At 62.0% G+C, this 12,730-nt stretch carries 9 protein-coding genes; 5 read left to right on the top strand and 4 right to left on the bottom strand.

From position 1 onward, the window contains the following. From ADK28_RS27705 to ADK28_RS27695, 3 genes are all read right to left on the bottom strand, one after another. Positions 1-1,106, bottom strand: a 1,106-nt coding sequence (locus ADK28_RS27705; protein ID WP_048797241.1) for a molybdopterin-dependent oxidoreductase, incomplete at its 3' end; no start/stop codon positions are given. 205 nt (positions 1,107-1,311) lie between these two features. Continuing rightward, positions 1,312-2,985 carry a gamma-glutamyltransferase gene (gene ggt / locus ADK28_RS27700; RefSeq protein WP_033640258.1) on the bottom strand — a complete coding sequence of 558 codons (1,674 nt, stop codon included), beginning with the start codon at positions 2,983-2,985 and terminating at the stop codon, positions 1,312-1,314. Between the two features lie 161 nt (positions 2,986-3,146). Then, positions 3,147-4,010 carry a LysR substrate-binding domain-containing protein gene (locus tag ADK28_RS27695; protein ID WP_048797240.1) on the bottom strand — a complete coding sequence of 288 codons (864 nt, stop codon included), beginning with the start codon at positions 4,008-4,010 and terminating at the stop codon, positions 3,147-3,149. 143 nt (positions 4,011-4,153) lie between these two features. Here ADK28_RS27695 and ADK28_RS27690 point away from each other — a divergent pair, with 143 nt between their 5' ends. Next, positions 4,154-5,293, top strand: coding sequence for an agmatine deiminase family protein (locus ADK28_RS27690; RefSeq protein ID WP_048797239.1), 1,140 nt, complete (start codon positions 4,154-4,156; stop codon positions 5,291-5,293). Between the two features lie 76 nt (positions 5,294-5,369). Continuing rightward, positions 5,370-6,065, top strand: a complete 696-nt coding sequence (locus tag ADK28_RS27685) for a class I SAM-dependent methyltransferase (protein ID WP_048797238.1) — start codon at positions 5,370-5,372, stop codon at positions 6,063-6,065. Here the strand turns inward: ADK28_RS27685 and ADK28_RS27680 are convergent. Continuing rightward, the gene (locus tag ADK28_RS27680) at positions 6,062-6,730 is read right to left on the bottom strand and encodes a TetR/AcrR family transcriptional regulator (RefSeq protein WP_227944601.1); all 669 of its coding nucleotides are present in this window, start codon (positions 6,728-6,730) and stop codon (positions 6,062-6,064) included. The two genes, ADK28_RS27685 and ADK28_RS27680, sit on opposite strands and share 4 nt — an antisense overlap. 82 nt (positions 6,731-6,812) lie before the next feature. Between ADK28_RS27680 and ADK28_RS27675 the strand changes: the two genes are divergently transcribed. From ADK28_RS27675 to ADK28_RS27665, 3 genes are all read left to right on the top strand, one after another. Continuing rightward, a complete protein-coding gene (locus ADK28_RS27675; protein ID WP_048797237.1) occupies positions 6,813-8,327 on the top strand; it encodes an MDR family MFS transporter in 1,515 nt (504 codons plus the stop codon). A 120-nt stretch (positions 8,328-8,447) separates the two neighbouring features. Then, entirely contained in the window at positions 8,448-9,590 is a 1,143-nt protein-coding gene (locus tag ADK28_RS27670) for an efflux RND transporter periplasmic adaptor subunit (RefSeq protein ID WP_048797236.1), read from the top strand. 1 nt (position 9,591) lies between these two features. Continuing rightward, on the top strand, positions 9,592-12,729 hold the full coding sequence (locus ADK28_RS27665; protein WP_048797235.1) for an efflux RND transporter permease subunit: 3,138 nt from the start codon (positions 9,592-9,594) through the stop codon (positions 12,727-12,729). The last annotated feature ends 1 nt before the right edge of the window (position 12,730 follow it).

Below are 12,730 nucleotides of genomic sequence, written 5' to 3'. Positions count from 1 at the left end.
GTAATGCCCATGCCGTAGGTCACGATGGTGGCGTTGGATTTCGCGTAAGCGGCGGCGACCTGTTCCAGATCCCGGCGCGCCAGGCCGCTCTCCGCCTCAATCGCATCCCAACCGGTGGCCTTCAGGTCGGCGGCGAAAGCCGTAAACCCTTCAGTGTGCTCGGCAATAAAGGCGTGATCCAGCGCATTGCCATGCTCATCATCCAACTGCAGCAACGCTTTGGCGATGCCTTTGAGCGCCGCGGCGTCACCGCCGGCTTTGACCTGATAGTAGGTTGAAGCGATCGGGGTCGAACTGTAGGTCGCCATTTCGATGACGTTTTGCGGATCGGTGAAACGTTCGAGCGCCCGCTCGCGCAGCGGGTTAAAGACAATGATCGGCACTTTTTTGCGCGCCAGCTCATGCAGCGTGCCCATCATGCGCGGGTGATTGGTGCCCGGATTGTGTCCGATGGAGATAACCAGCTCCGCGCTGTCAAAGTCGTCCAGCGAGACGGTGCCTTTACCGATGCCGATCGATTGCGGCAGGCCAACGCTGGTCGGCTCATGGCACATGTTGGAGCAGTCGGGAAAGTTATTGCTGCCAAATTCACGCGCAAACAGCTGGAACAGGTAGGCCGCCTCATTGGACGCCCGGCCGGAGGTATAAAATTCCACCTGTTCCGGCGGCAGCGTCTGCAAGACGGCGGCGATGCGTTGGAACGCCTCGTCCCACGCCAGCGGGCGCAGGGTGTCCGTCCCGGCGTCATAAAACAGGGGCGTGGTCAGGCGGCCATAGTCTTCCAACTGATAATCGGTTTTTTGCAGCAGTGAGGTCACGGTATTTTGCGCCAGGAATTCGGGCGTCACGCGCTTGCTGGTCGCTTCCCAGGTCACCGCTTTGGCGCCGTTTTCGCAAAACTGAAAGGTGGAGCGATGCTCTTTATCCGGCCATGCGCATCCCGGGCAGTCAAACCCGTCGGGCTGGTTGGTGCGCATCAGCGTCACCGGCGCTTCTAAGGTATCCATCTGCGTGCGCACGGCGATGGCCGTCGCTTTCAGCGCGCCCCAACCGCCGGCGGGCCCATCGTAGGGATGGACACCGGGTACTGCTCGTCTTTTCGCCATTGTTGATTGCCTCCGACACCGCTTACGATAAGTGCAGGTGATTGATTTAAAAATAATATTTTCGTTATCGTCTAAGAAGGAAGGCAGACGCCGCCGTCGTCAAACGCGCGCCTGTCGCTTCAGTATAGATGAGTAAGAAAGGGCGCAGCGGCAGTCAATGCGGGGAAGCAGCGGCCCGTCTAATTGAAGGCGGGCCGCCGGGGCGTTACTTTTTCACCACCAGGCCCACGCCGCGGCCACGCGGATCGGACGCGGTTTCCGGCGTGCGGCCATCGATGCGGATGACCTGAATATCCCCCATGTTCCAGCCCTGGTCTTCGAGGGTGTAACCCATGGCCTTCAGCTCGTCCGCCGGTTTGCCGGTCAGCGGCGCAAAGCTGTCATAGTAGACGGTGTCCTTCGGCAACAGCTGATGGTGCACGCGCTGGGCGGCCACCGCCTGCGCCAGCGGCAGGTGGTAATCGTAGAGGTTGTTGATCACCTGGAAGATCGAGGTGAAGATGCGTGAACCGCCCGGGGTGCCGATCACCAGGGTGACGTCGCCGTCGCGGGTGATGATGGTCGGGCTCATCGAGGAGAGCATGCGTTTGCCCGGCTCGATGGCGTTGGCGTCGCTGCCCACCACGCCGAAGGCGTTGGCGACGCCGGGTTTGGCGCTGAAGTCGTCCATCTCGTCGTTAAGCAGGAAGCCGGCGCCTTTGACCACCACGCCGCTGCCGAAGTCCCAGTTGAGCGTATAGGTGTTGCTGACCGCGTTGCCGGCGGCATCGACGATCGAAAAGTGGGTGGTTTGGTGGGTTTCCAGCCCCGGCCGCACCTTTTCGGTCGGCGAGATCGCCGTCGGGTTGATCTCGGCGGCGCGTTTTTGCAGGTAGTCGGGGGCGATCAGCTGCGCTTCCGGCACGTTAGTGAAATCCGGGTCGCCGAGGTAGTCGGCGCGATCGGCGAACACGCGTTTTTCGATTTCCGCCAGCAGGTGGATATAGCGCGCCGAGTTGAGCGGCACGCCCTTGAAGTCGGCGGCGCGATCTTCTTTTATCCCCAGCAGCTGCGCCAGCGCAATGCCGCCGGAGCTGGGCAGCGGGGCGGTATACACGGTGTTGCCGCGCCAGCTGATGCGCATCGGTTCACGCCATTTCACCCGATAGTCGGCCAAATCCGCCGCACCGATCAGCCCGTTGTCGCGCTGCATTTGCGCCACCAGCAGGCGAGCGGTTTCGCCGTGATAAAAATCGTCGGCGCCCGATTTGGCGATGCGCTCAAGGGTGGCGGCCAGCTCCGGCTGTTTGAACACCGTGCCGGGCTTCATGGCGCCGAAATAGTCGCCGAAGTTGGTTTTACCGGCGAACAGTTTGTTGGCGTCTTCACGGTATTGATACTGCTGGTCCGCCACGGTGAAACCTTGCCGGGCGTAACCTATCGCCGGCGTCAGCAGTTCGGCCCACGGCAGCTTGCCGAAACGCTTATGGGCTTCCCACAACCCTAGCACGGTGCCCGGCACACCGGCGGCGCGGCTGCCCACCAGGCTGAGATTCTCGATCACTTCGCCTTTCTCGTTCAGATACATGGTTTTGCCGGCGGCCTTGGGCGCCACTTCGCGGTAGTCGAGGAAATAGGGTTTGCCGTCGACGTACAACGTCATAAAGCCGCCGCCGCCGATATTGCCGGCTTCAGGGTAGGTAACGGCCAGGGTAAAGGCGGTGGCGACCGCCGCGTCGACCGCGTTGCCGCCGGCCTGCAGAATGTGCGCGGCGACCTTGGCGCCATACTGATCCGGGGCGGCGACCGCGCCGGCGGTCAGATCGGCGGCAAAGGCGGCGGGAACGGTGCAGGCAAGTGCCACGCTCAGAGCTATCGTTTTCAATAAACCGGCAGACATAGAAGATCCTTTTAGCGATGTTCAGTTATCAGGTGAATTCAACTAATTATTTTGAAACAGCAGGTTAGCGCGTTTTCTTCGGGTTGTTGCGACGCTTTATTGAAGGTAGCAGCGGTCAGGCGGGGCCGCCTGACCAGAGTAGCAAATCGTGACGTGGCGCGTTATGCGCCGGCGGACAGCGCCGACTGGAGCCATTGGCAGAAGTGCCGGGCGAGCGGATTGTGTTCGCTGTCGCGGTGCAGCAGCCACGCCCAGTTGGCGCCGCGCACGCGTTGCTCGGTTAGCGGTTGCAGCAGCCCGACGTCGCGCGCGTGTTGCGCCAGCAGTTGGCTGACCAACGCGATGCCGAGGCCATTGCAGGCGGCGTCCAGCAGCAGACCAGGATCGGAGAAGTTCAGCCCGCTGTCGCGTTGGCCGACGTGCGCGCCGCCCGCCACCGCCCAGTGGCTCCAGTCCATCTCACGTTCGCCGTGCAAGGTCACGCGCTGCTCCGGCGTCAACGCCAGCAGGCTGGGGTGGCAGGCGGGGTAGAGCCGGTCGGTACAGAGAACCTTGAAGGTGCAGTCCGCCTGCGCGCTGAGATCGTCGCGGATCGCCAGATCGATGCTGTCCGCCGCCATATCCGGCGGTTCAAAGCTGGTGAACAGCCACAGATCGATCTGCGGATGTCGCCGGTTGAAATCGCCCAGCCGCGGCGTCAGCCAGTGGCGGGCAAAGGCCGGGGTGGTGTTGACGATCAACTGGTTGGGTTTGCGGTACTGATCCAAACGGCGAATGCCGACGGCCAGATGTTGCAGCATCACCTGTGCGGTGCTGAACAGATCGTGGCCGGCGTCGGTCAGCGTTACGCTGCGGCCGGTGCGGAAGAACAGCGGCTGTTCCAGAAACGCCTCGAGGCTGCGGATCTGCTGGCTGATGGCCGATTGGGTCAGGTGCAATTCTTCGGCGGCCTGATGAAAACTGCCCAGGCGCGCCGCCGCTTCGAAACCGCGCAGGGCGCTCAAAGGAGGCCAGTGTTTTAACATTATCGATAAGCCTGTCTAATCAGATATCCACTAAATATATCGTTTGTCGCGGTGGCAGGGGAAGACTAGCATGGGATTCAAGCGCCGGAGCGTAAAGAAACCGGCTAACAATTTGAATTTAAATTAATTTAAAGAGGCCGTTTATGGCAACGCGTCGCACCTTTATCAAGCAGCTTTCGGCAGTGGCCGGCGTAGGTTTGGCGGCATCGCTGGGTATTTCGTTACACGGTCACGCGAAAGCTGCGCTTAACCCGGTCTGGCGCCTCCCCGATGAAGGGGAACCGCAGCAGCGGGCGTTTCTCGCATTCGGCGCGCAGCGTGCGATTTGGGGCGGGTTCACGGCGGACGTGCAGGCCGCGCAGGGGCGCATCGCCCGCGCCATCGCCGAGTTTCAGCCGCTGACGGTATTTTGCCGCGCGCACGAACGGCAACTGGCGGAAGCGATCTGCGGCAGCCATAACGTCAGCTATGTCGTCACCGAGTTGGATGACATCTGGGTGCGCGACATCGGCGCCAATTTCGTCGTCAACGACGCCGGTGCGCTGGGCGCGGTGGATTTCAACTTCAACGGCTGGGGCAATAAACAGCGACATGCCAAGGATGCGCGTCTGGCGGCGTTCGCCGCCAAAAAATACGGCGTCGCTCAACCGCGCCGCAGCGCGCTGGTAGGCGAAGGCGGCGGCATCGAAGTGGATGGGCACGGCACCGGCATCATGACCGAGAGCTGCTGGGTGAATGCGAACCGCAACCCGGGCTGGAGCCGGGAGCGGGTTGAGCGGGAGCTGAAAGCGATGCTCGGCCTGCGCAAAATTATCTGGCTGCCGGGCATTAAAGGCCGGGATATCACCGATGCCCACGTCGATTTTTACGCCCGTTTCGTGCGGCCGGGCGTGGTGGTGGCCAACCTGGATACCGATCCGGCCTCTTATGATCATGCGGTTACCCAGGCACATCTGGCGATCCTCAAGACAGCGACCGACGCAGATGGCCGCACGTTGCAGGTGCATACGCTTTCGCCGCCGCTGGCGCCGCGCGACAGCCGATTCAGCCGCCGCAATCCCGATTTCGCGGCGGGCTACATCAACTACTTCGTGATCAACGGCGCGGTGATCGCCCCTGAATTTGGCGACCCGCAGGCGGATAAGGCGGCGTTTACGCTGCTGTCGGCGCTCTATCCGCAGCGCAAGGTGGTACAGTTGGAGATCGACGCCATCGCCGCCGGCGGCGGCGGCATTCACTGCGTGACCAGCCAACTGCCGGTGCATGGCAAGTCAGAGCAGTGAATGTTCAAAAAATGCGCACGCGGTTGTTTGTCGCCATAGGCTGTGGTTGGCTGAGTGGAAACATAAGGAGGCCATAATGAACGACTCCCCCTTGAGCATCCCCACTTGGTATCGCGATCCGCACGCAGAGCAGGCCATGGCGGAAGGCCATGCGCCTATCTGGCGGCATCTGCTAACTCTGGTGCCGGAACACGAACTGTCCGGCGTCAGGGTGTTGGATTTCGGCTGCAATCAAGGCGGTTTTCTGCGTCTGTTGCACCAAATCCGGCCATTTCGTGAAGGGCTCGGCGTCGATATCGCCCGCCAGTCCGTCGAACACGCCAACCGCCTGAAAGGAAACCTGCCGATCGGTTATCAAACCGACACGCGGCTGACGGGCTGGGATGACCATTTCGATATCGCCTTCAGCCATGAGGTCATCTACCTGATCGAAGATATCGCGCAGCATGCCGCCGATATGCTGCGGGCGCTGAAGCCGGGCGGCGTTTACTATGCGGTGACCGGTTGCCACACCGACAACCCGCTGTGGCCGCAATGGCGCGCAAGGGTAGCTGAACAGACGCACACCGTGGTGCAGGATCGCTCGCTGGACGACTATGCGCGCATTTTCTCCGGCGCGGGGTTCCAGGTTTCTGCCCGCAGGCTGGGTTTTTCCGGCTTCGTACCCTATGAGCCGGACGGTTGGATGCCGAATATCGCGGCGGCGATCGACTACTATTGGCACACCAAAACGGTGTTTCGGCTGGTTAAATCCCCAGAGCCAGTGAGTTAACGCGCCGGGCCGATGCCGTAGCGCAGCAGGGCGACGGCGTGGCGGGCGATATCTTCGGCGTTTAGCTGGCCTTTATCCCGTTCGCGCCGCCATTTGGGCGCGGTGGCCAGCGGCAGCAGCGTGATGCCGAACAGGGTGAAGAACAGCAGGGCAGGCTCGAGATCGGGATTGAGTTTACCCTGCGCCTGCCAGCGCGCGATGGCTTGCAGCGCGATCTGATGGCGTTCATTACCGAAGCGTTCATCCATGCGCTGTTTCAGCACGCCGCTTTCACTCATGACCTCCCGCAGCCACAGCGGGGCGAACCAGGGGTGTTCCAACGCGATGTCGATAAAACGTTGCGCCAGCAGGGTGAAGGCGGTGACGGGATCGTCCGCGTTGGCGTCGAATACTTCGCCGGCCATCTTGCGCACCGGCAGAAAGCGCTCCTCGATCAGCACGTCCAGCAGCTGATCGCGGTTATGAAAGTAGTAGTGCAGCATGGCCGGGGTGACGTTTGCCTCGCGCGCAATGGCGTTCAACGAGGTGTCTACGATCCCCTGGCGGGCAAACAGGTTCAGTGCGGTATCAAGCAAATGCTCGCGTTTGTCAGCCCCTTTGGGGCCGCCGCTCGGCCGGCCGGGGCGGCGAGGCTTGGCGGGAGTTTGAACGTTTCGTGCTGTCATCGCGGTGAGATCCATTGACCGGAGAAAAGGATGACTCATATATTAATTATGCGATTAATTAATTACAAGTGAACTGACTCCGATGGAGATAGAAAACCCGACAATCCAGCCCGATCACGGCGGGGCGCCAGCCAAGGCGCCTTCGCTCCCGTTGCTGTTTTCCGCGTTGCTGCTGGTGATGCTGCTGGCGGCGCTGGATCAAACCATTGTCTCCACCGCGCTGCCGACCATCGTCGGCGAGTTTGGTGGGCTTGAAAAACTGTCCTGGGTGGTGACGGCCTATCTGCTGTCTTCCACTATCGTGGTGCCGCTGTACGGCAAATTCGGCGATCTTTTCGGCCGCAAGATTGTGCTGCAAATCGCTATTTTGCTGTTTTTGCTTGGGTCGGTACTGTGTGGGCTGGCGCAAAATATGACGCAGCTGATTATGATGCGCGCGCTGCAAGGGTTGGGCGGCGGCGGGCTGTTGGTGGTCACCCTGGCGGTGGTCGGCGACGTGATCCCGCCGGCGGAACGCGGCCGTTATCAGGGGCTGTTCGGCGGGGTATTTGGCCTGGCCACGGTGGTGGGGCCGCTGATCGGCGGCCTGTTGGCGCAGCATTTTTCCTGGCGCTGGATTTTCTACATCAATCTGCCGCTGGGTCTGTTCGCCCTGCTGGTGATTGGCGCAGTGTTTCAGTCGCAGGTTAATCGAGTGCGGCATGAAATCGACGTCCTGGGCGCCGGTTACCTGGCGATGGCGCTCACCTGCATCATCCTGTTCACCAGCCAGGGGGGCACGGTAATGGCCTGGTCGGACGGCCAGCTGTGGTGCATTCTGGCCTTTGGCCTGGTGTCGCTGGGCGGCTTTATCTATGAGGAACGGCTGGCCGCTGAACCGATCATTCCCCTCGGGCTGTTTCGCAACCGCACCTTCGTGCTGTGCGGCCTGATCGGCTTTATCGTCGGCATGTCGCTGTTCGGCTCCGTGACTTTCCTGCCGCTGTATCTGCAGGTGGTGAAAGGCTCGACGCCATCACAGGCCGGAATGCAGCTGCTGCCGTTGATGGGCGGCATTATGGCCAGCTCGATCATCAGCGGGCGGATCATCAGCAAACGCGGTAAATATCGCCTGTTCCCGATCGTCGGTACCCTGTGCGCGCTGGGGGCCATGACGCTGCTCGGCACTCTGACCAATAACACGCCGGTGCAGCAACTGTATCTGTACCTTTGCCTGCTGGGATTGGGGCTGGGCATGGTGATGCAAGTGATGATTTTGGCGGCGCAAAACAGCGTGGAGCCCCGACATATCGGCGTTGCGACGTCCAGCGCCACGCTGTTCCGCTCTATCGGCGGTTCGATAGGCGTGGCGGTGTTCGGGGCGATTTTCACGCAGGTGTTGCACACCCGTTTGGCGGCGCTGTTGCCGGAAGGCGCGCAGCTGCCGCGCTCGCTCGGCGCAGAAGCGGTGCACCATTTGCCGACGGCGCTGCAGCAGGATTACCTGCAGGCTTTCGGCGGGGCGATCCATTCGGTGTATCAAATTGCCGCCGGGGTGATGGCGCTGGCTTTTGCGCTGACCTGGCTCTTGAAAGACGTGCCGCTGCGGCACAAATAATCGCGATACCGGCCGGTTCTGCCCGACGGACTTTTACCGAATCCTTACGCAACCCTTTCAGAAGCGCATCGCGGCATTCGATATATTGAGAATAGTTATTCTCAATAGGATCGTATTGCAATGCAGAGGAAAACGCTTTTAGCGCTGGGGCTGTCGCTGTCGCTGGCCGCCTGCGATGGGCAAAACGCCGGCGCGCCGACGGGCGCAGGCGGTGAACGGGAGGTCGGCGTGGTCACGCTGCGCGGCCAGTCGGTGACCCTGAGCAGCGAGCTGACCGGCCGGGTCAACGCCACCATGACCTCCGACGTGCGGCCGCAGGTCGATGGCATCATCAAGCAGCGGCTGTTTACCGAAGGGGCCGAGGTGAAAGCCGGGCAGGTATTGTATCAAATTGATCCCGCCAGCTATCAGGCCAGCTACGATCAGGCCGCCGCCCAGCTGAAAAACGCCCAGGCCACGGTGCAATCCACCCGGCTCAAATCGCAGCGCTATGCGGCGCTGGTGAAAGAAAACGGCGTTTCCAAACAGGACGCAGACGACGCCAAAGCCGCGTATCTGCAGGCCGTGGCGTCGGTGGCGCAGTATCAGGCGGCGCTGGAGACGGCGCGCATCAATCTCGGCTATACCCAGGTGCGTGCGCCCATCGCCGGGCGCATCGGCATCTCATCCGTGACGCCGGGCGCGCTGGTCACCGCCAGCCAGACCGATGCGTTGGCCACCATCCGTGCGTTGGATCCGATCTATGTCGATCTGACCCAGTCCAGTGCCCAGATGCTTAAGCTGCGACGCCAGCAGGCGGCGTTACAGCGCGGCGCGGTCACGCCGGTCGCCATCAAGCTGGAGGACGGCACGTCTTATCCCCACGCCGGCAAGCTGGAGTTGACCGAGGTGGCGGTGGATGAGGCCACCGGTTCGGTCACGCTGCGCGCGGTGTTCCCCAACCCCGAACATGAACTGTTGCCCGGCATGTATGTCCACGCCACGGTGGATAACGGCGTCGATTCTAAAGCCATTCTGGCGCCGCAGCAGGGCATCACCCGCAATGCCAAAGGGGAAGCCACCGCGTTGGTGGTGGACGAGCAAAATAAAGTGGCGCAGCGCACCGTCACCGCCGAACGGGTGGTGGGCAGCAACTGGCTGATCGGCAGCGGGTTGAACGAGGGCGATCGCCTGATCGTCGAAGGCACCAGCAAGGTGACGATCGGCGCGGCGGTGAAGCCGGTCGCCGTCTCGCTCGACAAAGCCCAACGCGGGGAGCAGTGATATGGCGCAGTTCTTTATCCGCCGCCCGGTGTTCGCCTGGGTGATCGCCATCATCATCATGCTGTGCGGCCTGATGTCGATCAATTCGTTGCCCATCTCACAGTACCCGGACGTGTCACCGCCGCAGATTTCCATCTCCGCCACTTATCCGGGCGCGGACGCGGAAACGCTGGAAAACAGCGTCACCCAAGTGATTGAACAGCAGCTCACCGGTCTGGATGGCCTGCTGTATTTCTCTTCGACCAGCAGCTCCAGCGGCTCGGTCAGCATCGACGTCACCTTTGATCAGGGCACCGATCCGGATATCGCGCAGGTGCAGGTGCAAAACAAAGTTCAGCAGGCGGAAAGCCGCTTGCCGAGCGCGGTCACCGCCCAAGGCGTGACGGTCAAGAAATCCCAGAGCAGCTTTCTGCTGATCGTCGGGCTGTATGACGAGAACGACAAGGCGACGATGGCCGACATTTCCGACTATCTGGTCAGCAACCTGCAGGATCCGCTGTCGCGCATCGAGGGCGTGGGGGACGTGCAGGTGTTCGGTTCGGAATACGCGATGCGCATCTGGCTGGATCCGACCAGGCTGGCGAGCTATGCGCTGATGCCTTCCGACGTGCAGACGGCGATCGAGGCGCAAAACACCCAGGTGTCCGCCGGCAAGGTAGGCGATCTGCCTGCCGCCGCCGATCAGCAGCTGACCGCCACGGTGAAGGCACAGTCGCGGCTGCAAACGCCGGAACAGTTTCGCAATATCATCCTGAAAAGCGACAGCAGCGGCGCGCTGGTGCGGCTGGGCGACGTGGCGCGGGTTGAGCTGGGCAACGAAGATTACTCCGCCAGCGCGCACCTCAACGGCCACCCGGCGGCGGGGATCGCGGTCAAGCTGGCGGCGGGGGCCAACGCCCTCAACACCGCCAAGCTGGTGAAGGCCAAGGTGGCGGAATACCAAAGCGCGATGCCGCAGGGTTATAAGGTGGCCTACCCGAAAGACAGCACCGACTTCATCAACATCTCGATCGAGGAGGTGGTGAAAACGCTGTTCGAAGCGGTGGTCCTGGTGGTGGTGGTGATGTTCGTGTTCCTGCAAAACCTGCGCACCACGCTGATCCCGACCATCACCGTGCCGGTGGTGTTGCTGGGCACCTTCGGCGTGCTGGCGGCGTTCGGCTACTCGATCAATACCCTGACGCTGTTCGGCATGGTGCTTGCGATCGGGCTGTTGGTGGACGACGCCATCGTGGTGGTGGAAAACGTCGAACGCGTGATGCGTGAAGATAAACTGCCGCCGCGCGAGGCGACGGAGAAATCGATGCGCGAGATCACCGGCGCGCTGGTCGGCATCGCGCTGGTGCTGTCGGCGGTGTTTCTGCCGATGGCGTTCTTCGGCGGTTCCACCGGGGTGATCTACCGTCAGTTTTCGATTACCGTCGTCTCCTCGATGGTGCTGTCGGTCGTGCTGGCGTTGACGCTGGCGCCGGCGCTGTGCGCCACATTGCTGAAATCGACGCATGAAGAACAGACCAACAAAGGGCTGCTGGGTAAATTCAACCGCGGTTATAACCGGTTGCAGGAGAAGTACGCCGACAAGGTCGGCGGGGTGATCCACCGGCCGACGCGCTATCTGCTGCTGTACGGCCTGCTGCTGATCGCCACCGCCGTGATGTATCTGCGTTTGCCGACCGGTTTCCTGCCCAATGAGGATCAGGGTTCGGTGATGGTGCAGTACACCTTGCCGGCCGGCGCCACCAACGCCCGCACCTCGGCGGTGAGCGAGGCGGTCACCGCCTATTTCCTTGAGCAGGAAAAGGCCAACGTCAGCACCATTTTCACCATCAACGGCTTCGGTTTCAGCGGCAGCGGGCAAAACGCCGGCATGGCGTTCGTCAGCCTCAAAGACTGGAGCCAACGCGGCGGCAGCGAAAACACCGCCGACGCCATCGCCAAACGCGCCATGGCGCACTTTGCCTCGCTGCGCGACGCCCAGGTGTTCTCCATGAGCCCGCCGGCGATCGACGGCTTCGGCCAGTCCGACGGCTTCACCTTCGAACTGCAGGCCAAAGGGGCGACCACCCGCGCCGAGCTGCAGGCGATGCGCGATCAGATCGTCGCCGCCGCCGCCGGCAATCCATCGCTGTTGGCGGTACGCGCCAACACCTTGCCGGACACTCCGCAGCTGCAGGTGGAGATCGACAGCGGCAAACTGCAGGCGCTCGGCCTGAGCGCCGGCGACGTCAACAGCACGCTCAGCAGCGCGTTCGGCAGCACCTACGTCAACGACTTTATCGATCGCAACCGGGTGAAAAAAGTCTATATGCAGGGCGACGTAGAGTATCGCGCCAAGCCGGAAGATCTCGACAAATGGTTTGTGCGCGGCACCAACGCGGCGGGCGACAGCAGCATGACGCCGTTCTCCGCTTTTGCTTCCTCACACTGGATCTACGGCCCGGAAAACCTGTCGCGCTATAACGGGCTGTCGTCGTTCGAGATCACCGGGCAGGGCGCCGCCGGCGTCAGTTCCGGCACGGCGATGAGCGAGATGGAGAAACTGGCGGCGAAATTCTCCGCCGGCAGCAGCTATTCCTGGAGCGGGCTCTCCTATCAGGAGCGGCTGACCAGCGGCCAGGCGTCGTCGCTGTACGCCATTTCGCTCATCGTGGTGTTCCTGTGCCTGGCGGCGCTGTATGAGAGCTGGTCGATTCCGTTTGCGGTGATGTTGGTGGTGCCGATGGGCATCGTGGGTTCGCTGTTGGCAATCACGCTGCGCGGGCTGGAGAACGATATCTACTTCCAGGTGGCGCTGCTCACCATCGTCGGTTTGTCGGCGAAAAACGCCATTCTGATCGTCGAGTTCGCCGAGGAAATGCATCAGCGCGGTGAAACGCTGATTGGCGCGGCGGTTCACGCGGCGCGCATGCGCCTGCGGCCGATCCTGATGACCTCACTGGCGTTCACCGCCGGGGTTCTGCCGCTGGCGGTATCCAGCGGCGCCGGCGCCAACAGCCGCATCGCCATCGGTACCGGCATTATCGGCGGCACCCTTACCGCCACCGCATTGGCCATCTTTTTCGTCCCGCTGTTTTATGTGCTGGTGCGCCGCGTGTTTAGCCGCCGCTCCGCCAGCCGGCCGCCACAGGCAGGAGAATAAC

The sequence above is a fragment of the Serratia sp. 506_PEND genome (assembly GCF_001076875.1).
GTDB lineage: Bacteria > Pseudomonadota > Gammaproteobacteria > Enterobacterales > Enterobacteriaceae > Serratia > Serratia marcescens.
This window is presented reverse-complemented; position numbering and strand designations above follow the sequence as displayed.

Excerpts from the sequence above, each read along its gene's own strand:
- ggt (WP_033640258.1), bottom strand. The coding sequence starts at position 2,985 with ATGTCTGCCGGTTTATTGAAAACGATAGCTCTGAGCGTGGCACTTGCC.
- ADK28_RS27695 (WP_048797240.1), bottom strand. The coding sequence starts at position 4,010 with ATGTTAAAACACTGGCCTCCTTTGAGCGCCCTGCGCGGTTTCGAAGCG.
- ADK28_RS27690 (WP_048797239.1), top strand. The coding sequence starts at position 4,154 with ATGGCAACGCGTCGCACCTTTATCAAGCAGCTTTCGGCAGTGGCCGGC.
- ADK28_RS27685 (WP_048797238.1), top strand. The coding sequence starts at position 5,370 with ATGAACGACTCCCCCTTGAGCATCCCCACTTGGTATCGCGATCCGCAC.
- ADK28_RS27680 (WP_227944601.1), bottom strand. The coding sequence starts at position 6,730 with ATGACAGCACGAAACGTTCAAACTCCCGCCAAGCCTCGCCGCCCCGGC.
- ADK28_RS27675 (WP_048797237.1), top strand. The coding sequence starts at position 6,813 with ATGGAGATAGAAAACCCGACAATCCAGCCCGATCACGGCGGGGCGCCA.
- ADK28_RS27670 (WP_048797236.1), top strand. The coding sequence starts at position 8,448 with ATGCAGAGGAAAACGCTTTTAGCGCTGGGGCTGTCGCTGTCGCTGGCC.
- ADK28_RS27665 (WP_048797235.1), top strand. The coding sequence starts at position 9,592 with ATGGCGCAGTTCTTTATCCGCCGCCCGGTGTTCGCCTGGGTGATCGCC.